The following is a 19,503-nucleotide window of genomic DNA, read 5'->3' as shown; positions in this document are numbered from 1 at the left end:
CGGTGCGGTCGGCAAGTGTGACGTTCCCGTGTCACACCGCCCGGAGAGCTGGGGGTCCGGGGGCCTCGCGGCCCCCGGAGCACGCCGTCCTAGAGGGTGCCGGTGAGGGCTTCCGGACGGATCGGCGTCTTGTTGAGCTCCAGCCCGGTCGCCGCCCGGATCGCCGCGAGGACGGCCGGGGTGGACGACAGGGTGGGGGCCTCGCCCATGCCGCGCAGCCCGTAGGGCGCGTTCGGGTCGGCGAGTTCCAGGACGTCGACCGGGATGGTCGGGGTGTCGAGGATGGTCGGGATCAGGTAGTCCGTGAAGGAGGGGTTGCGCACCTTCGCGGTCTTCGGGTCGACGATGATCTCTTCCATGATCGCCACGCCGAGGCCCTGGGTGGTGCCGCCCTGGATCTGGCCGACGACGGAGAGCATGTTCAGCGCCTTGCCGACGTCCTGGGCGGTGGCGAGCTCGACGACCTTGACGAGGCCCAGCTCGGTGTCCACCTCGACCACCGCGCGGTGCGCGGCGAAGGTGTACTGGACGTGGCCGTCGCCCTGACCGGTCTTCAGGTCGAAGGCGACGGTCGGCCGGTGCCGGAACTCCAGCTCCAGGTCGATCGCGTCCTCGCCCTCCAGGATGTCCGCCAGCTCGGCGAGCACCTCTCCGCCGTCGGTGACGACCTTGCCGCCCTCCAGGAGCAGTTCGGCGGTCGCCCACGCGGGGTGGTACGAGCCGTTCTTGCGGCGGCCGATCTCCAGAACGGCCTCGCGGACGGCCTCGCAGGTGTTCTTCACGGCGCCACCGGTCATGTACGTCTGCCGCGAGGCGGACGTGGAACCGGCGGAGCCGACCTGCGTGTCGGCCGGGTGGATGGTCACCTGCGTGACACCCAGCTCCGTGCGGGCGATCTGGGCGTGCACGGTGACACCGCCCTGGCCGACCTCCGCCATGGCCGTGTGGACCATCGCGACGGGCTCGCCGTTGATGACCTCCAGGCGCACGCGGGCGGTGGAGTAGTCGTCGAAGCCCTCGGAGAAGCCGACGTTCTTGATGCCGACCGCGTAGCCGACACCGCGGACGACGCCCTCGCCGTGGGTGGTGTTGGACAGGCCGCCGGGCAGCGCGCGGACGTCGGCGCCCTCGCCGGCGGTCTCCCACTGGCGCTCCGGCGGGAGCGGGCGGGCCTTGACCCGGCGCAGCAGTTCGGCGACGGGCGCCGGGGAGTCCACGACCTGGCCGGTGGGCATGATCGTGCCCATCTCCATGGCGTTCAGCTGGCGGAACTCGACCGGGTCCATGCCCAGCTTCGCCGCGAGCTTGTCCATCTGGGCCTCGTACGCGAAGCAGGCCTGGACGGCGCCGAAGCCGCGCATCGCGCCACAGGGCGGGTTGTTCGAGTAGAGGGCGATGGCCTCGATCTCGACGTCGTCGATCACGTACGGGCCGACGGACAGCGAGGAGGCGTTGCCCACGACCGCCGGGGAGGCCGACGCGTACGCGCCGCCGTCCAAGACGATCTTGCACTTCATGTGCGTGAGCTTGCCGTCCTTGGTGGCGCCGTGCTCGTAGTAGAGCTTCGCCGGGTGACGGTGCACGTGGCCGAAGAAGGACTCGAACCGGTTGTAGACGATCTTGACCGGCTTGTTCGTGGCCAGGGCCAGGAGGCAGGCGTGGATCTGCATCGAGATGTCCTCGCGGCCACCGAAGGCACCGCCGACGCCCGAGAGCGTCATGCGGACCTTCTCCGGCGGCAGGCCCAGGACCGGGGCGATCTGCTGGAGGTCCGAGTGCAGCCACTGGGTGGCGACGTACAGGTCGACGCCGCCGTCCTCGGACGGCACGGCCAGACCGGACTCCGGGCCGAGGAAGGCCTGGTCCTGCATGCCGAAGGTGTACTCGCCCTTGACGATGACGTCGGCGCGCTTGGCGGCCTCGTCCGCGTTGCCGCGGATGATCGGCTGGCGGTGCACGATGTTCGGGTGCGGGACGTGACCGGAGTGGTGGTCGTCGCGGCCCGGGTGGATCAGCGGCGCGTCGGGGGCGATGGCCGAGGCCTCGTCCGTGACGAGCGGCAGCTCCTTGTAGTCGATCTTGATCTTGGCGGCCGCACGGCGGGCGGTCTCCGGGTGGTCGGCGGCCACGAGGGCGACCGGCTCGCCGTGGTGGCGTACCCGGCCGTTGGCGAGGACCGGGGTGTCCTGGATCTCCAGGCCGTAGTTCTTCATCTCGGCCGGCAGGTCGTCGTACGTGAGCACCGAGTACACGCCGGGCAGCGCGAGGGCCTCGGAGATGTCGATCGAGACGATCTCGGCGTGGGCCACGGTGCTGCGGAGCGTCTGGCCCCACAGCATGTCCTCGTGCCACATGTCGGAGGAGTACGCGAACTCGCCGGTCACCTTGAGGGTGCCGTCGGGGCGCAGCGTGGACTCGCCGATGCCGCCCTTGGTGTGGTTCTGCGTGACGTTGGTCGGCGTGCCCGCCGGAACCGTGCGCGTGTTCTGAGCCATGGTCAGACCGCCTCTCCCTGACGGGCGGCCGCGAGGCGGACCGCGTCGAGGATCTTCTCGTAGCCCGTGCAGCGGCAGAGGTTGCCGGACAGGGCCTCACGGATGTCCTGGTCGGACGGGGAGGAGTTCTCCTCCAGCAGCGCGTCGGCCTGGACCAGCAGACCCGGGGTGCAGAAACCGCACTGCACGGCGCCGGCGTCGATGAACGCCTGCTGGATGTTGGAGAGCTCGACGCCCTCGCCGGTCTGCGAGTCGCCCGGCTTGGACTGCCACCGCCTGGCCGCGTCCAGTGAGACGCCGCCCTTGGCGCCGCAGCCGCCGCCGGTGCCGCAGGCACCGCCGTGGCCGTGCTCCTCGCGCTGCTTGGCGAACTCCGCCAGGCCCTCGACGGTCACGACGTCGCGACCCTCGACCTGGCCGGCGGCCACGAGGCAGGAACACACGGGCACGCCGTCGAGGCGGACGGTGCAGGAACCGCACTCCCCCTGCTCACAGGCGTTCTTCGAACCGGGCAGGCCCAGGCGCTCGCGCAGGACGTAGAGGAGGGACTCGCCCTCCCAGACGTCGTCGGCTTCCTGCTGACGGCCGTTGACAGTGAAATTGACGCGCATGATTACGCAGCCCCTTCAAGCGAGCGGCCGTTTTCGGTGCCGCGGTACTGCTCCCAGGTCCAGACGAGCTGGCGGCGAGCCATGATGCCGACCGCGTGACGGCGGTACTTCGCCGTGCCGCGGACGTCGTCGATCGGGTTGGCCGCGCCGGAGGCGAGGTCACCGAACTGCTTGGCGATCGACGGGGTGACGACCTTGCCGGACTCCCAGAACCCGCCCTCTTCGAGCGCGGCGTTCAGGAACTCCTCGGCGGCCTTCGCGCGGATCGGGGTCGGCGCGGCCGATCCGATGCCGGTGCGGACCGTGCGGGTCTCGGGGTGCAGCGCCAGGCCGAACGCGCAGACCGCGATGACCATCGCGTTGCGGGAGCCGACCTTGGAGTACTGCTGGGGGCCGTCCGCCTTCTTGACGTGGACGGTCTTGATGAGCTCGTCGGCGGCCAGCGCGTTGCGCTTCACACCCGTGTAGAACTCGTCGATCGGGATGAGGCGGGAGCCGCGTACGGACTCCACCTCGACCTCGGCACCCGCGGCGAGCAGCGCGGGGTGGGAGTCACCGGCCGGCGAGGCGCAACCGAGGTTGCCGCCGACGCCGCCGCGGTTGCGGATCTGCGGGGACGCGACCGTGTGCGAGGCGAGCGCGAGACCGGGCAGCTCCGTGCGGAGGTTCTCCATGATCTGCGTGTACGGGACGGAGGCGCCGAGCCGGACCACATCCTCGCCGACCTCCCACTCCCGCAGGAGACCGATGCGGTTCAGGTCCAGGAGGTACTCCGGCCGACGGTGGTCGAAGTTGATCTCGACCATCACATCGGTGCCACCCGCAATCGGCACAGCCGTGGGGAACTCGGCCTTAGCGGCGAGCGCCTCCTCCCAGCTGGCGGGGCGAAGGAAGTCCATGTGCGGCTCTCTTCTTCTTCATCGTGTCGTTCACTTCAAGCCAGGAGGCCCAATGGCCCTCGACTGGTCGTTCACGTGCTGTTAACGCGGTGTGGAGTCAGTACACAAGCCGCGCGTCCCCCGGGTGCAGTCACCGAAACCATGAAGGAGTTGGCTGGGGACCTCTCTCGTCTTGTAGATTCGTATGAAAGGCAGGATGCGACGACCTGCCCGATTTCCAACGGCAACATCGAGACAGATCGGCGGCGACATCATGCGGCTGCGCGCACTGCTGGAAACCGAGGCGCTGGGGCTGCGGCTGCTGGGCGGCCAGGAGGAGCTGGACCGGACGGTCCGCGGGGTCATGACGACCGACCTGCGCGATCCCAGCCGGTACCTCTCCGGAGGGGAACTCGTCCTCACCGGCCTGGCATGGCGAAGGAATTCGGCCGACTCCGAGCCGTTCGTACGAATCCTCGCGAGCGCGGGGGTCGCCGGGCTGGCGGCGGGCGAGGCGGAGCTCGGCGACATCCCCGACGATCTGGTCTCGGCCTGTCTGCGCAACCGGCTGCCCCTGTTCGCAGTGAACGAGGACGTTGCATTCGCCACCATCACGGAGTACGTGGTGCGGCAGGTGTCCGGGGAGCGCGCGGGCGACCTCGCGGCCGTGGTCGACCGCCACCGTCGGCTCATGACGTCCGGGCCTGCCGGTGGTGGCCCCGACGTGGTGCTGGATCTGCTCACCACCGACCTCGATCTCCGGGCCTGGGTGCTCTCGCCCACGGGCCGGCAGATCGCCGGCGCGGGCGAACCGCTGGCACCGGGCGTCTGCGCGGCACTGGCGGGCGAGCACCTCGCGGCGGTCCGGACGGGCCGCAGGGGACCGCACCGGATCTCGATTCAGGGTATTACGTACTCGCTCTTCCCGATCAGGGGACACGGCCGCGGCGCCGGTCCGGCGGCGCGTGACGTGCGCGAGAGCGTGCTCTCCGACTGGCTGCTGGCCGTCGAGGCCGACGCGGGCGACTGGCCGGCCGAGCGGCTGGACCTGCTCCAGGGCGTCACCCAGCTCATCGCGGTCGAGCGGGACCGCCGGGACGCGGCCCGCACGGTGCGCCGCCGGCTGGCCCAGGAGGTGCTGGAGCTGGTGCAGACGGGCGCCCCGCCGGCGGAGATCGCCGCCCGCCTGCGGGTGGCCGCCCCGGTGCTGCTGCCCGGGCTGGGCGCGGCCCCGCACTGGCAGGTCGTGGTGGCCCGGGTGGACTGGGAGGGCGGCGACATCGCCGGCGGTCCGGTGGCCCAGTCGCTGCTGGAGGAGATCCTGGTCGACCCGTCGCTCTCGGGGCCGGAGCCCTCCGACCGGATCGCGGTCGCCCACGCGGGCGACGAGGCGATCGCCCTCGTGCCGCTGCCCGCGCTCTCCGGGGACACGGGCGAGGACAAGGGCCCCGACCCGGCCCTGCACGCCGACGTGCTCCTGTCGACCGTACGGGAGCCCCTGGCGGCCGGCCTCGCCGACGACGGCCGGGTCACCCTGGGCGTCAGCGCCGCCGTGCACTCCGCCGAGGGCCTGCGCGGGGCGCTGGAGGAGGCCCGGCACGCCCGCCGGGTCGCCGCCGCCCGCCCGGGCCGGGTGTGCGCCGCCGGACACCACGAGCTGGCCTCGCACGTCCTGCTGCTGCCGTTCGTGCCGGACGACGTGCGCCGCGCCTTCACGGCCCGGCTGCTCGACCCGCTGCGGGACTACGACCGGCGCCACCGGGCGGAGCTGATCCCGACCCTGGAGGCGTTCCTGGACTGTGACGGGTCGTGGACGCGCTGCGCGACGCGGCTGCACCTGCACGTCAACACGCTGCGGTACCGGGTCGGGCGAATCGAGCAGTTGACGGGACGGGACCTGTCCCGGCTGGAGGACAAGCTCGATTTCTTCCTCGCACTGCGCATGAGCTGAGGAATCACGCCAAGGGGTCGTCGCGGGCCGCTGACGAGCCGTCCGGACTTTGTGAAAGAGTTCACCCGACCCCTTGGCCGGAGCCGCCGATCCGTGCTCTCATTTCGCCCCAGGGCTCGAAGACGCGCTGCTTGGTTGCTTTGGGGAGGGCAATGTGGCGGATACCGCCATGTCCGGTGCCGGTTCTACAGGGGGGGACGACCCCCTCCAGCGGGCGATATGGCGGCTGCGCTCGCGCGGCTGTTGGACCGACGCGGCGGCCCTGCTGACACCACACGCACACGACGCGGGCGCCGCCGTTCAACGCACCGCGCTCCTCGTCGAGCGCTGCCTGTTCACCGGCCAGGGCTGGGCTGAGGCCGAGGACGCCCTGCGGGTCGCGGAGGCCGTGGCGCACGACGACGGCGAACGTGGCGCGGCCGCCTGCGAACGGGGCCATCTGGCCTACGCCGCGACGGTGTTGGGGGTGCGCGACCGGGCCGATGAGGCCCGTTCCGCCCTGGGCCGCGCGGCGGCCCTGCTCTCGCCGGGATCCCGTGCCCGGCCGCTCCTGGACTTCCGTCGGGGGCTGGTCGCGGAGCACCTGACGGACGCCCCGCAGGCGGCCCTGCCGGCGTACCGGCGGGCGCACGCGGGCGCCGTGGCCCACAACGACACCCTGCTGCTGTCGTTCACGTGGCGCCACCTGGCCGCGCTGGCCCTGCGCGACGGCGAGGTCGCCGAGGCGCGCAAGGGGTTCGCGGAGTCCCTGCGGATCCGCGAGGACCTGGGCTTCCTGATCGGCACCGCTCCCGCGCTGGCCGCGCTGGCGGAGGCGGAACCCGAACCGGAGGCGACCCGCCTGCGGGCGGAGGCCCGCCGCCTGTTCCACCTGTTGGGCGGCATCCCCACCTGGTTGGCGGACCAGCTCCACCCGAGTCCCGCCGCCTGAACCCGGCCCGGCCCCGTCCGCCCGGACCGGCGGCGGGGACCGGGGCGCCGCCGGGTCCTGCCGGGCTCCGCCCCGCCTTCGGGCCCGCGCGGCGCGGCCCTCAGACCGCGGCGCCCGCGAAATGCTCCCGTACCAGCGACTCGACCACGGCCAGGTCCCCCGCGATCAGGGCGTCCAACAGCGCCACGTGCTCCGCCGCGTCCGCGACCAGGTCCGCGCGGCGCACCCGGGGTGCGCCGGGCAGGGGCCACTGGGCCCGGCGGTGGAGGTCCTCCGCCACCTGGAGCAACTGCTCGTTGCCGGCGAGGGACAGCACCGCCCGGTGGAAGGCCCGGTCCGCGTCCGCGTAGCCGGGGAGGTCGCCGACCACCGCCGCGGCCGCGGTGGCCGCCGCGGCCGGTCGCAGGGACTCCCAGACCGAGGCCGGCAGGGTCCTGGCCAACCTCGACATCACCGGGACCTCCAGCAGGGCGCGCACCTCGGCCAGCTCCGCCAGCGCCCGCGGGGTACGGGTGAGCACGCGGAAGCCCCGGTTCGGGAGGCATTCCACCGCCCCCTCCCGCGCCAACTGCTGCATCGCCTCGCGCACCGGGGTCGCCGAGACCCCGAACCGCTCGCCGAGCGCCGGGCCCGAGTAGATCTCCCCCGGTGCCAGTTCCCCGTCGACCAGCGCCGCGCGCAGGGCGTCGAGGATCTGACCGCGCACCGAATGGCGCAGCACCTTTCGCGGCGCGATGGTGGACTTCTCCGACACCCCGGTGTGGGCCGCCTCCTGCACTCGGTCCCTCCCGGGGTGTCGACGTGCTTCCGAGAATAGGCGACACGGCGGGGGCGCCGATGATACGGATCCCCACCGATCGGGTAAGGTAAGGCTAACCTTCTGACGATCGCTCGATTCGGTGGTCCGCGATGCCCGTCCAGACCCTGGTACCCGCCCCGGCCGGCTCTCCGGTGGCGGATGCCTACCAACGCCTGGCCGAGGTGTACGACGGCCTGCGGATCACGGAGCTCGCGGCGCACGAACCCGGACCTCGCGGTGTGGGATGGGTCGGTGCCGACGAGCTCGCGGCGGGCGGGGCGGCCCTCGACGCCTTCCTCGCCTGGGACAACGCCCAGGTGCTCCGGGACTACGGCCACCAGGCCCGGCCCGATGTCGTCGCGGGCTTCGGCCTGCACCGCTACGCCTGGCCGGCCTGTCTGCTGATCACCGTTCCCTGGCTGCTGCACCGGCGGGTCCCCGGGCCGGCACCCGACCAGGTGGCCTTCCACCGGACCACGGGCCGGATGGCGGTGCGCGTCGACGGGTTCGCCTGCCTGCCGGACGATCCGGCGGCCGCTCTCCCCGGGGCCCGGGTCGTGCCCGACGAGGAGGCGCTGCGCGGGGAGGTCCGGGCCGCGGTGGCCCGACACCTCGAACCGGTGCTGGAAGGTTTCGGCCCGCGCATGCGGCGCGGCCGGCGCGCCCTGTGGGGCATGGTGACGGACGACGTGGTCGAGAGCCTCTGGTACATCGGGGGGCTGCTCGGCGAGGAGTCGCGGGTCATGGCGGAGCTGGAGGCGCTGCTGCCCGGCTCCACGGCTCCGTACACGGGCGGCGCGGGCTTCCGCACCCTGGCGGGCCCCGACGGCGAGGAACTCACCACCCGGGACCGGGCCGGCTGCTGCTTCTTCTACACGATCCGTCCGCAGGACACCTGCGTGACCTGCCCCCGCACCTGCGACGGCGAGCGCGTGGCCAGGATGACGGCGACGGTCGAGGCACCCCCGGCCGACTGAACCCACCCGCGTGGGTGAACAGGATTCGAACCCAACCCCAGCCGCGCGCGCGGGCGTTCGAACCACAACACCCTATCCGACGGGCCCGGCCCCCCGTTGGCGTCCACTTGCCCCGAAACCCGCGTGTGCGGCGGACCGACTGCGCCACTATGGCGCCCGGAAAGCCGCATACGCGAGGCAAGGGACATCCGCATGAGACTGACCGACATATCGCTGGACTGGCTGCTGCCCGGCAGCCTCCTGATCCTGGGCGTACTTGCGGCAGTGGCGGTACTGGCCCGGGGCAAGCGGGAGAGCGAGAAGGCTGCGGCCGAAGACAGTTGGGAGCGCAGCGAGGAGCGGCGCCGGCGCAAGGAGGCCGTGTACGGAACCGCCTCGTACGTCCTGCTCTTCTGCTGCGCGGCGGTGGCCGCCGCCCTCTCCTTCCACGGCCTGGTCGGCTTCGGCCGACAGAACCTCAACCTCTCCGGCGGCTGGGAGTACCTGGTCCCCTTCGGTCTCGACGGCGCCGCGATGTTCTGTTCGGTGCTCGCCGTCCGCGAGGCCAGCCACGGCGACGCCGCCCTGGGCTCCCGCATGCTGGTCTGGCTGTTCGCGGGCGCGGCCGCCTGGTTCAACTGGGTGCACGCGCCGCGCGGCATGGGTCACGACGGCGCCCCGCAGTTCTTCTCCGGGATGTCCCTCTCCGCGGCGGTGCTCTTCGACCGGGCCCTGAAGCAGACCCGCCGGGCCGCGCTGCGCGAGCAGGGCCTGATCCCGAGGCCGTTGCCGCAGATCCGGATGGTCCGCTGGCTGCGGGCGCCCCGCGAGACGTTCGGCGCCTGGTCGCTGATGCTGCTGGAGGGCGTCCGCACCCTCGACGAGGCCGTGGACGAGGTGCGCGAGGACAAGAAGGAGAAGGAGCAGGACCGGCACCGCAGGCGGGAGCAACACCGCCTGGACCGCGCCCACATCAAGGCGTTGGGCCGGCAGAACCGGGCGTTCGGACGGGCCCGCGCCCGTCAGGTGGACGTTCCGGGGCTGGCTCCCGGAACGGGCTCCGCGCCGGTCGGCGCGGAGCCGGCCATACCGGAAGCGGGACAGTTGCCCCTGCGCCGCCGGCCCTCCCTGCAGGCCGTGAACGGAACCGACCCTCTTGAGGTGACCGGCACCCGGACGGTGGACCTGACCGCCGAGGACGACACCCAGACCATTCCCCGACTCGACTCACTGGAGCGCAAACTCAAGGACCTGGAGCAGCAGTTCGGCTGATCCACCGCACCCCCGAGGGCCGTTCCGAGCGCCGCGCGCCCGGAGCGGCTCTCACGCTTCCAGCTCGAACCAGACCACCTTGCCGGCCCCGCGCGCCAGGGTGTCCACACCCCATTCGTCGGCCAGCTCCTGCACCAGCACCAGCCCTCGGCCGTGCGTACCGTCGTCGGCGGTCGGTACGTACGGTCGGGGCCGGCGGGAGGCGTAGTCGCGGACCTCGACCCGCAAGCGGGTGGCGGCCAGGCTCGCGGACACCTCCGCGCCCTGTTCGGTGTGGACCAGGGCGTTGGTCACCAGTTCGGTGATGAGCAGCTCCGCCACGTCGGCGGCGTCGGATCGACACCGGTGACGCATCAACTCCCGTAAGGAACGACGTATTTCGCCCACTGCCTTGAGGTCGGCCCGGCGCACGCTGCGGGTGATCCCCGACGTGCCCGCCGCGCCCCCGTCCTCGGCGGACGGTTCACGCGGCTCCGGCCGCCCTCTCTTCCACGGCTTTCCGATCTTCGCCCCCACCCGCACGGCGATGTACCTCCCCCGCGTCCATGTCTCTCGAACAGGCCTACGGGATGCATGCCCCTCAGGGAAATCCGCACTCCTTCGGGCTTACGGGCGCGGTACGTTGCGGAGATTGGATCGAGCCATCTGGATCATGCGGCCCACTCCGCCGTCCAGCACGATCTTGCCGGCGGAAAGTGCGAAACCGGTCACCATTTCGGCGCTGATCTTCGGCGGAATCGACAGGGCGTTGGGGTCGGTCACCACGTCCACCAAAGCGGGCCCCTTGTGCCGGAACGCGTCCTTCAAAGCGCTCGTGAGCTGCTTGGGCTTCTCCACCCGCACCCCGAAGGCGCCGGCCGCGCGGGCGATGGCCGCGAAGTCGGGATTGCGGTTCGTGGTTCCGTAGGAGGGCAGGCCGGAAACCAACATCTCCAACTCCACCATTCCGAGGGCAGAGTTGTTGAAGAGGACCACTTTGACGGGTAGGTCGTACTGCACGAGGGTGAGGAAATCTCCCATCAGCATCGAGAAACCGCCATCACCCGACATGGAGACCACTTGACGGTTGCGATCGGTGAACTGTGCGCCGATGGCCTGGGGCAGTGCGTTGGCCATGGAGCCGTGGCTGAAGGATCCGATGATGCGCCGCTTGCCGTTCGGGGAAAGATAGCGCGCGGCCCACACATTGCACATGCCCGTATCCACGGTGAACACCGCGTCCTCGTCGGCGAGTTCGTCGAGCACGGCGGCGACGTACTCGGGGTGGATGGGCGTGTGCTTCTCCACCTTCCGGGTGTACGCCTTGACCACGCCCTCCAGCGCGTCCGCGTGCTTCTTGAGCATCCGGTCGAGGAAACGGCGGTCGGTCTTGACCTTCACCCGGCTGTTCAGGGCCCGCAGGGTCTCGCGCGCGTCCCCCCAGACGGCGAGGTCCAACTTTGAGCGACGGCCGAGGTGTTCGGGGCGGATGTCCACCTGGACGATCTTCACGTCGTCGGGGAGGAAGGCGTTGTAGGGGAAGTCCGTGCCGAGCAGGATCAGCAGGTCGCACTCGTGGGTGGCCTCGTAGGCCGCGCCGTAGCCGAGCAGGCCGCTCATCCCGACGTCGTAAGGATTCTCGTACTGGATCCATTCCTTGCCGCGCAGCGCGTGGCCGACGGGGGCCTTGACCCGGCCGGCGAACTCCATGACCTCGGCGTGCGCGCCGGCCGTGCCGCTGCCGCAGAAGAGCGTCACCTTGTCGGCCTCGTCGATCAGCCGGACCAGCTTCTCGATCTCCCCGTCACCGGGCCGCACGGTCGGCCGCGCGGTCATCAGGGCGTGCTCGACGCTCTTCTCGGGGGCGGGGAGGGAGGCGATGTCCCCGGGGAGCGCGATCACCCCCACGCCGCTGCGGCCGATGGCGTGCTGGATGGCGGTCTGGAGGACCCTGGGCATCTGCTGCGGGTTGGAGATCAGCTCGCTGTAGTGGCTGCACTCGGTGAACAGCCGGTCGGGGTGGGTCTCCTGGAAGAAGCCGAGTCCGATCTCGCCGGAGGGGATGTGCGAGGCGAGGGCGAGCACCGGGGCCATCGAACGGTGGGCGTCGTAGAGCCCGTTGATCAGGTGGAGGTTGCCGGGGCCGCAGGAACCGGCGCAGGCGGCCAGCCTGCCGGTGATCTGGGCCTCGGCTCCGGCCGCGAAGGCGGCCGTCTCCTCGTGTCGTACCTGGATCCACTCGATGCCGTCCGTCCGGCGGATGGCGTCGACGACCGGGTTCAGACTGTCACCGACGACTCCGTACATCCGTTGCACGCCCGCGCGCACGAGGATGTCGACGAACTGCTCCGCCACGTTCTGCTTGGCCATGGAAGGGGCGCCCTTTCCGGTTCGGCACTGCCGTGTGCGCCTTCCATCCACGCACGTTCCGCGCCGTTACGCCTCCCAGACCGCGGCGGCCGTCCGGTCGTCGGCGTATCCCTTGAGGCGGAGCTGGGTGTCCGCGAGGAAGGCGGCCAGGCCGGGCGGCTCCCCCTCGGACCAGCGGGCGGCGAGTTCGGCCGAGAGGAGCCCTTCCTCCCGCATCGGGTCCGCGAGTCCGCCGGAGCAGAGGAGCAGGGTGTCCCCCGGCCGGGCCACGGACGCGCGGAACAGGAACCCGCTGCCCACGCCCGCCTCGGGGGCCGCCTCGGAGGGGGCGGTCCGTCCCGGGGCCGCGCCCGGCTCCAGGTCCTGCCACCGGCCGTCGCGGAGCCGGAAGACGCCGCCCGCGCCCGCGCCGAAGCACACCCGGTTGCGGCACCGCGGGTCCACCGGCAGCAGGACCCCGCGCAACCCGGCCGTGTAGGACTCCTCGGCGTGGCCCAGTTCCGCGGCCCGGACGCGCAGACGCCCGTATCCCCGGTCGGTCAGCCGTTGGAGGCCGGAACGCAGGGCCTCGCGGCGCCCGGCCCGGATGTCGTCGGACAGCCGTTCGTGGCTGCGCCCGACGGCCGCCGCGACCGCCTGGCACAGTTCGGCGGCGGCCTCCTTGGCCCCGGGGGCGGCCCGGTCCCCACCGGCCAGCACCACCAGCACGAGGGCGTCGTCGCCCGCGCCGAAGCGGGCGGTGAGCAGGGAGTCCCGCCGGGCCTCGCCCCGGAACCGGGCGGAGTCCCCGCGCACGGACGCGGCGCGCAGGGTGTACGTGCCGTGGCGGGCGCCCTCCAGCACGGTGTCGGGAGTCAGCGTGTCGAGCGCGGCGGGATCGGCCGGGGGCAGTGCTCCCGGTTCGGCGTTGTAGGTGGGGGCCCGGTCCCCGAGGTGGCGCACCTCGGGCCGTTCGGCGGGGGCGCCCCGGGGTGGCCGCGCCTCCCGGGGCGACTGCGGCGCGGGTTCCGCCTCGGGTGCGGTCCCGGCCTGCGGCGAAGCCTCCCGGAAGGGTGCGGGCACCGAGGTGGGCGCGGCGGGGAGTGCCTCCTCGCGGGGCGCCCCCCGGCCGCGGACGGGCGGCTCCGGCGGCTCCGGCGATCGCGCCGGGGGGCCCGGCTCCGGGGCCCACGCCGGTTCGGGCTCGGCGGGCGGGACGACCACGTCACCCAGGGCGTAGCCGGTGGCGCCGGCCATCCGCGGGTCCCGCGTCGCGGGCGGCGGCGGGTACGCGGGGGGCGGTGGAGGCGGGGGCGGGGGCACGTACGCGGGGGGCAGGGGCGGCGGCGGTGGCGGGGTTCCCCCGCCCGGGCCCCGCGGCGGGGCGTCCCCGCCCCGGGGTCCGGCCCCTTCCGGCTCCCGCTCCGGCTCGGCCTCCCGCCGCTGGGCGGGCAGTACCGCGCCGGCCGGCCCGGTCGGTGCGGCCGTGTCCACCGGCCCCGGACCGGATTCCGCGCCCGCCCCCGTGCCCGCGCCCGCCTCCGTGCCCACCTCCGGCTCCTTGACCAGGACCACCGCCGAGCGGTAACGCTGGTCCAGCGTGTCGCCCGGATCGGGTTCGGGTACCGCGTCCGGGTCCTCGTAGAGCTTCTGCCACCAGTCGTCCGCACCCCGCTGACTCATGCCTCCATTGTCGGCCGTCGGGGGCGGCGAAAAACGCGGAACACACGAAAAGGGCCCACCGGGCCGCCGCCCGGTGGACCCTCTCCGCTTCAGTCGTACGGGCTAACGAATGTCGTAGGCCCGCACGACCGTCTGGGTGACGGACGCGCCGTTCGCGTCCGTGAGTTCGACCTTCAGCGACACCGGCTTGCCGGCGGCGCCCGCGTGGTCCACGCGTGCGGTCCAGGTGCCTCGACGCTCGGTGACCTCGGCCCGCGTCCAGTTCTCGCCGTCGTGGGAGTACGACAGCTTCGCCGACTTCAGGACGCCCGGCGTGTAACCCGCGTGCCCGCTGACGCCCAGGCCGATCGTCTGGCCGTTCGTCCCGGGGAGGGTCTTCAGCCCGTCCTCCGGGATCGAGAGCGCAGGGAACAGGATCGGCAGGGCCTGCGAGTACTGCGCGGGGTCCTCCTTCGAACGGAAGGTCCAGGACGTCCGGATCTCCTGCGAGCGCTGCCAGGTACGGGCCGGTTGGCCGAACTTCTGCACTTGCTGGGTGAGTTCGTACGTGGCCTCGCCGGCCGGAACCTCGAAGACCCCGGACGGGTACCAACTGTCCCCGATCTGCTCGCCGTCGCGCTTGAGCACCAGTCCCCCGGCGTCGCCGAAGGAGCCCGGCTGCGCGTGGTGCCCGCTGTCGCCCCACATGGCGGAGGCGAAGCCGATCAGGTTGCCCTGGCGCTCGGCGACGAGCAGCGGCCGGCCCTCGGTGTCGCGCGGGGCGACCGGTCCGATCACTCCGTCGTACCAACTCTCCGTGCGCTTCGACCCCTTGGTGTAGGTGCGCTGTCGGTCGGTCATGAACTCGCCCCAGGGGAAGCTGCTGGAGAGCAGGTGGTCCCAGGCGGTGTCACCGGCGGTGTGGTATTCGGTGCGCTTGCCGGGCACGGCCACGGTCTCCAGGCTGCCGAAGAACACGGCGTCGCCCGACGGCCGGTGGGCACCGACCAGATCGACGAAGTCCGCGCCGACGCCCATGGCGTGGTAGGTGGACTCCACGGCGCCGAGTTCGCGGTCGCGCACCCGGTAGGTGCGCTCGCCGCGCACCTCGCCCTTCTCGATCTGGGCGAGGTTGTAGAGGTACGGGCTCTTCGCGGTGGCCTTCCAGTTCAGCGTGACCTTCCCCGCGTCGAGCCGGGTCAGCAGGGCCTTGGCCTCGCCCGTCTCGATGGACAGGGCGGGCAGGGAGCCTCCCGCGTAGCCGGTGAAGCCGATCCAGCGGCCGGGGGCGTCACGGTGGGCGAGCACGGCCTTGGCGCCGGCGGCCCTGGCGCGTTCCGCGACCTCGTGGAGCGCCCCGTCCACGGTCTTGACCAGCACGATCGCACCCTTGGCGGAGACCGCGGCCAGCTCCTCGGGGGTGCCGTCGCCGGCGTTCACCAGGGGTGCGGAGCCGGTTCCGTCGAGGTTGTCGCTGCCGAGGGAGGCGGTGGTCGGGTGCAGCGTCGGACCGCCGGCCGGCTTCAGCTCGGAGACCAGGGGCGCGGCGGCCCGCCAGTAGCTGCCGAACTCGAACCGCCCCTCCTTGGCCTTGCCTTCGACCGAGGCGTAGTAGCCGCGGATCGATCGGCCGCCCTGCGCGGTGCCCGCGTGCGACCAGACCTCGGCCCAGGAGCGGGAGAAGGCGAGGGTGGTGGAACGGGCCTCGGTGGGCCTGTCGGTGGCGAGGGACAGCCGGGCCGCCTTGCGGGCGTCCAGCACGATCACGGTGTCCTTCACGACCTCGACCTGCGGGCGGCCGAGGTAGGTGAGGGAGTCGACGAGCGGGTTCTCCCCGCCGCCGGCGTCGGGGGTGCCGACGAACGCGGACAGGAAGTACGAGCCCGGTCGGACCCGGTGGACCTGGTCGACGGCGCCCTCGTTGAAGCGGCGCTCGCCACTGGCGTCGTCGGTGCCGATGACGTCCAGGGAGGACGGCCCGGCGGCCGGCTTGCCGGCGCGGTCGATCAGCTTGACGCGCAGGGTGACGGTCTGCGGCTGCACGTACAGGGAGAAGGGGGTGGAGACGCGCACGCCGTTCGCCGTGGCGACGACGCGGCCGGTGACGTCCCCGTACTGGGAACGCTCCAGCCTCGCGTCGGGCTCCAGGGCCAGCGGCACTTCGACGGTGGCCCCGGCCGGGACGCTCACGGTGCGCCGGTCGAGGTGGGCGACCCGGGAGCGGACGGTCGAGCCGTCGTTGCCGGTGACCTTCTCGACGGCCAGGTTCAGCGTGACCGCCTTCGTGCCCGTGTTGGTGTACGGGACGTCCACGCTCGTGCGGTCGCCCCGGTCCTGCGGCCAGTTGTACGTGCCGCCCTGCACGGCCGGCGCGGAGGTGACAACGGTGTCGATCGCCGCCTTGACGTCGAGCCGGCCGCCGCCGGTCTGGCGGACGTCACCGGGCACCTTGGTGTTCGCGGACCCGACGAGGGCCGCCTTGACCTGCCGCGGAGTCCAGTCCGGGTGGCGCTGCTTGAGGATGGCGGCGGCGCCCGCGACGTGCGGGGTGGCCATCGAGGTCCCGGACATGGACTGGTACGCGTACACCCCGCGGCCGCCCATCGCGGCGGCGGAGATCCCGACGCCGGGCGCGGCGATCTCCGGCTTGAGGGTGCGCCGGAGACCGGCGGGGCCGCGGCTGGAGAAGGAGGCGGTGGTGTCGTCGCGGTCGACGGCGCCGACGGTCAGCACACTGGGGGCGCAACCGGGAGAGGACACCGTGTTGTCGCCGGGGCCCGCGTTTCCGGCGGCGATCACGAAGAGGGTGCCGGAGGTGCGGGCGAGTTGCTCGGCGGCGGCGCTCATCGGGTCGTCGCAGGCGGTCCGCGAGGGGTCGCCGAGGCTCATGGAGACCACGTCGGCCTTGCTGTCGACGGCCCACTGCATGCCGGCGATGATCCAGGAGTCGAGGCCGTACCCCTGGTCGTCGAGGACCTTGCCGCTGAGCAGTTCGGCGCCGGGGGCGACGCCCTTCTTCGCTCCGCCGCTCGCCGCGCCGGAGCCGCCGACGGTGGAGATGGTGTGGGTTCCGTGGCCCTGCCGGTCGGTGTCGGAGTCGGAGTCGGTGAAGTTCCTCGACTCCGCGACGCGGCCCTTGAGGTCGGGGTGGTCCAGGTCGGTGCCGGTGTCGAGGACGGCCACCCTGGCGCCCTTGCCGTCGTAGCCGGCGGCCCAGGCGGCGGGCGCGTTCACCTGTTTGGTGGACCGCTCCAGGTTCGCCCGGACCTTGCCGTCCAGCCACAGCTTCTTCAGGCCGCCGGCCGCCCGGGAGCGGTCGGCGGCCGAAGGGCGGATGACGTCCGTCCAGAAGGCGGCGGCCCGCTGCTTGTCGGCGGTGAGGGCGACCGCGCCGATGGAGGGCAAGACCAGGGAGCGGTCGGCGCCGCGCGGTGCGGGCGGCGCGGAGCGCGCCACGTTCACGGAGCCGTCGTAGACCGCGATGAGCGGCAGCCTCTTGGCGTGCGCGTCGTCGTAGCCCTGCCGGATCAGGCCGGTGACGTTGAAGAGCTCCTCGTCGACCGTGCCCGCCGCGAGGGCCTTGATCGCGCCCTCGGGGTAGACGTAGAGGTCCTTGCCGCTCCGGCGGGTCTGGACCACGGGCTGCGAGCCGTCCTCGCGGGGCATCGCGGTGGCCGCCCCGCGGCCGGCGGCGTCGGTGGACACCAGGATCCGGTCGCCCGTGACGAGGGTGACGGTGACGGGCGTCGAGGGGTGTGCGCCGGCCGCCTCGCTTCCCACGATCGGTCTGTCGTCCTTCGCTCCGCCGCTCGGCTGTGCCGTGGACGGGCCGACGGCGGTGGCGGCCAGGACGGCCGCGACGGCCGCTCCCAGCGCCGTGCGCGATATCGGGCGCATCGCTCTCCCCAGGTGAATTCCGACCAACTGCCTCATCGCACGGCAAAGTTGCCGTGCGCGTGGCTGTCGACCGGCGGATGGTGGTGCTGCGGTGGCGTCACCTTTACAGAGAGCCGGGTGGTACGGCGATGATGTCGGCGGCGGGTTTGCGCCGTGGCCGCTTCCCGCCAGGAACGGCGCCGAGAGAAGGGGTGGACGTGTTGCTGGGTGCGATAGGCCTGGACGAGGGCCAGGAGTCGGCGTACCGCGCGCTGGTGGCGTTGGGGGCCGCGGAGGTGCCCGACCTGGCCCACCGGCTGACGCTGCCCGTGCCACAGACCGAGCGGGCCTTGCGGCACCTGGAGCGGCACGGCCTGGCGGCCCAGTCCTCGGCCCGGCCCGGCCGTTGGGTGGCGGCCCCTCCCGGGGTGGCGCTGGGGGCGCTGCTCACGCAGCAGCGGCACGAGCTGGAGCAGGCGGAGTTGGCGGCGGCGCTGCTGGCGCAGGAGTACCGGGCGGAGGCGGCCGAGCCGGCGGTCCACGACCTGGTGGAGGTGGTGACGGGGGCGAGCGCGGTCGCGCACCGCTTCGTACAGCTCCAACTGGGCGCGGCGGAGGAGGTGTGCGCGCTGGTGAGCGGGCGGCCCCAGGTGATGACGGGGATGGACAACGAGGCGGAGGAGCGGGCCTCCGTGCGCGGAGTGGAGTACCGGGTGGTCATCGAGCGGGAGGTGCTGACCCTGCCGAGCGGCATCCGGGAGGCGTCGACGGCCCTGGCGCGCGGCGAACGGATCCGGGTGACGGGGCAGGTCCCGACGAAGCTCGTCATCGCGGACCGCAGTCTGGCGATGGTGCCGCTGACGGCGCGGGGCGCGGAACCGGCGGCGCTGGTGGTGCACGCGTCGGGCCTGCTGGAGTCCCTGATGGGCCTCTTCGAGGCGGTGTGGCGGGAGGCGCTGCCGCTGCGGTTGGGTTCCACCGGTTCCCCGGAGGAGTCGGGGGGCGGCCCCGACACCATCGACCTGGAGATCCTCTCCCTGCTGCTGGCCGGCATGACGGACGCGAGCGTGGCGAAGCACCTGGAGCTGGGGCTGCGGACGGTGCAGCGGCGAGTCAAGGGGCTGATGGAGATGTCCGGGGTCACCACGCGGCTCCAGCTCGGTTGGCACGCGTACGAGCGGGGCTGGGTGGCTCGATAGCCCCTGGTCGGTCAGGCTGGGCAGATGGATCTGCCTCAGCTGCTCCTGGTGGGGCTGGTGCTGCTGCTCGGGGTGCTCGGGGTGATGGTCCCCGGCGTCCCGGGAACCTGGCTGGTCTGGGCGGGGGTGCTGTGGTGGGCGCTGCACACGAGGTCCTCGCTCGCCTGGGCCCTGCTCGTCGCCACGACGGCCCTGCTGTTGGTGGTGCAGGTGGTGAAGTGGCAGTTGCCGCCCCGGCGGCTGCGGGGCGTGGGGGTCACCCCCCGGATGGCTGTGTTCGCGGGCGCGGGCGCGCTGCTGGGTTTCGTGCTGCTGCCGGTGGTGGGCGCGGTCCCCGGGTTCGTGGGCGGGATCTACCTGTGCGAGCGCCTGCGGCTGGGCACCCGGGGGGAGGCCTGGACCTCGGTCCGGGCGGTGATGCGGGCGGTGGGTACGAGCGTGCTGGTGGAGCTGTTCGCGTGCCTGATGGTGGTGGCCGCCTGGCTGGGCGCGGTCCTCGCGTCGTAGGTCCGGGGTCCGACACGCGGGGGTCCGGGGACCGATGC

Annotated in this window: 14 protein-coding genes; 6 read left to right on the top strand and 8 right to left on the bottom strand. The window is 72.7% G+C overall.

The window, feature by feature from the left end:
- Positions 1-89 precede the first annotated feature (89 nt).
- The 3 genes from ACFYW3_RS01590 to ACFYW3_RS01580 are packed head-to-tail and all read right to left on the bottom strand — an operon-like array spanning position 90 to position 4,005.
- Entirely contained in the window at positions 90-2,495 is a 2,406-nt protein-coding gene (locus ACFYW3_RS01590) for a molybdopterin cofactor-binding domain-containing protein (RefSeq protein ID WP_351760725.1), read from the bottom strand.
- A gap of 2 nt (positions 2,496-2,497) precedes the next feature.
- The gene (locus ACFYW3_RS01585) at positions 2,498-3,106 is read right to left on the bottom strand and encodes a (2Fe-2S)-binding protein (RefSeq protein WP_053681398.1); all 609 of its coding nucleotides are present in this window, start codon (positions 3,104-3,106) and stop codon (positions 2,498-2,500) included.
- Positions 3,107-3,108: 2 nt separating this feature from the next.
- Entirely contained in the window at positions 3,109-4,005 is an 897-nt protein-coding gene (locus tag ACFYW3_RS01580) for a xanthine dehydrogenase family protein subunit M (protein ID WP_351760730.1), read from the bottom strand.
- A 253-nt stretch (positions 4,006-4,258) separates the two neighbouring features.
- Here ACFYW3_RS01580 and ACFYW3_RS01575 point away from each other — a divergent pair, with 253 nt between their 5' ends.
- Complete coding sequence (locus tag ACFYW3_RS01575; protein WP_389385206.1) at positions 4,259-5,935, top strand: PucR family transcriptional regulator; 1,677 nt, start codon at positions 4,259-4,261, stop codon at positions 5,933-5,935.
- Between the two features lie 154 nt (positions 5,936-6,089).
- Positions 6,090-6,866, top strand: coding sequence for a hypothetical protein (locus ACFYW3_RS01570; RefSeq protein ID WP_351760736.1), 777 nt, complete (start codon positions 6,090-6,092; stop codon positions 6,864-6,866).
- Positions 6,867-6,966: 100 nt separating this feature from the next.
- Here ACFYW3_RS01570 and ACFYW3_RS01565 read toward each other — a convergent pair whose 3' ends face one another.
- A complete protein-coding gene (locus tag ACFYW3_RS01565) occupies positions 6,967-7,620 on the bottom strand; it encodes a GntR family transcriptional regulator (protein WP_389385608.1) in 654 nt (217 codons plus the stop codon).
- 155 nt (positions 7,621-7,775) lie between these two features.
- Here ACFYW3_RS01565 and ACFYW3_RS01560 point away from each other — a divergent pair, with 155 nt between their 5' ends.
- Both ACFYW3_RS01560 and ACFYW3_RS01555 read left to right on the top strand, forming a co-directional pair.
- Positions 7,776-8,642: a (2Fe-2S)-binding protein gene (locus ACFYW3_RS01560; protein ID WP_351760738.1), complete on the top strand. Its 867-nt coding sequence runs from the start codon at positions 7,776-7,778 to the stop codon at positions 8,640-8,642.
- A 192-nt stretch (positions 8,643-8,834) separates the two neighbouring features.
- Positions 8,835-9,893, top strand: coding sequence for a DUF2637 domain-containing protein (locus ACFYW3_RS01555; protein WP_351760741.1), 1,059 nt, complete (start codon positions 8,835-8,837; stop codon positions 9,891-9,893).
- A gap of 51 nt (positions 9,894-9,944) precedes the next feature.
- Here the strand turns inward: ACFYW3_RS01555 and ACFYW3_RS01550 are convergent, their stop codons facing one another.
- From ACFYW3_RS01550 to ACFYW3_RS01535, 4 genes are all read right to left on the bottom strand, one after another.
- Complete coding sequence (locus tag ACFYW3_RS01550) at positions 9,945-10,304, bottom strand: ATP-binding protein (protein ID WP_389385607.1); 360 nt, start codon at positions 10,302-10,304, stop codon at positions 9,945-9,947.
- 195 nt (positions 10,305-10,499) lie between these two features.
- Positions 10,500-12,242, bottom strand: a complete 1,743-nt coding sequence (locus tag ACFYW3_RS01545) for a pyruvate dehydrogenase (RefSeq protein ID WP_351760744.1) — start codon at positions 12,240-12,242, stop codon at positions 10,500-10,502.
- 66 nt (positions 12,243-12,308) lie between these two features.
- Positions 12,309-13,904 (bottom strand): protein phosphatase 2C domain-containing protein, encoded by a 1,596-nt coding sequence (locus ACFYW3_RS01540; protein ID WP_389385205.1) that lies wholly within the window; start codon positions 13,902-13,904, stop codon positions 12,309-12,311.
- 102 nt (positions 13,905-14,006) lie between these two features.
- Positions 14,007-17,780 (bottom strand): S8 family serine peptidase, encoded by a 3,774-nt coding sequence (locus ACFYW3_RS01535; RefSeq protein WP_389385204.1) that lies wholly within the window; start codon positions 17,778-17,780, stop codon positions 14,007-14,009.
- Between the two features lie 200 nt (positions 17,781-17,980).
- Here ACFYW3_RS01535 and ACFYW3_RS01530 point away from each other — a divergent pair, with 200 nt between their 5' ends.
- Together ACFYW3_RS01530 and ACFYW3_RS01525 are read left to right on the top strand one after the other, a co-directional pair.
- Positions 17,981-18,958, top strand: coding sequence for a helix-turn-helix domain-containing protein (locus ACFYW3_RS01530; RefSeq protein WP_351763658.1), 978 nt, complete (start codon positions 17,981-17,983; stop codon positions 18,956-18,958).
- A 24-nt stretch (positions 18,959-18,982) separates the two neighbouring features.
- Positions 18,983-19,465, top strand: coding sequence for a DUF456 domain-containing protein (locus ACFYW3_RS01525; RefSeq protein ID WP_351763656.1), 483 nt, complete (start codon positions 18,983-18,985; stop codon positions 19,463-19,465).
- Positions 19,466-19,503 lie beyond the last annotated feature (38 nt).

The sequence above is a fragment of the Streptomyces sp. NPDC002602 genome (genome assembly GCF_042889445.1).
Classification (GTDB): domain Bacteria; phylum Actinomycetota; class Actinomycetes; order Streptomycetales; family Streptomycetaceae; genus Streptomyces.
This window is presented reverse-complemented; position numbering and strand designations above follow the sequence as displayed.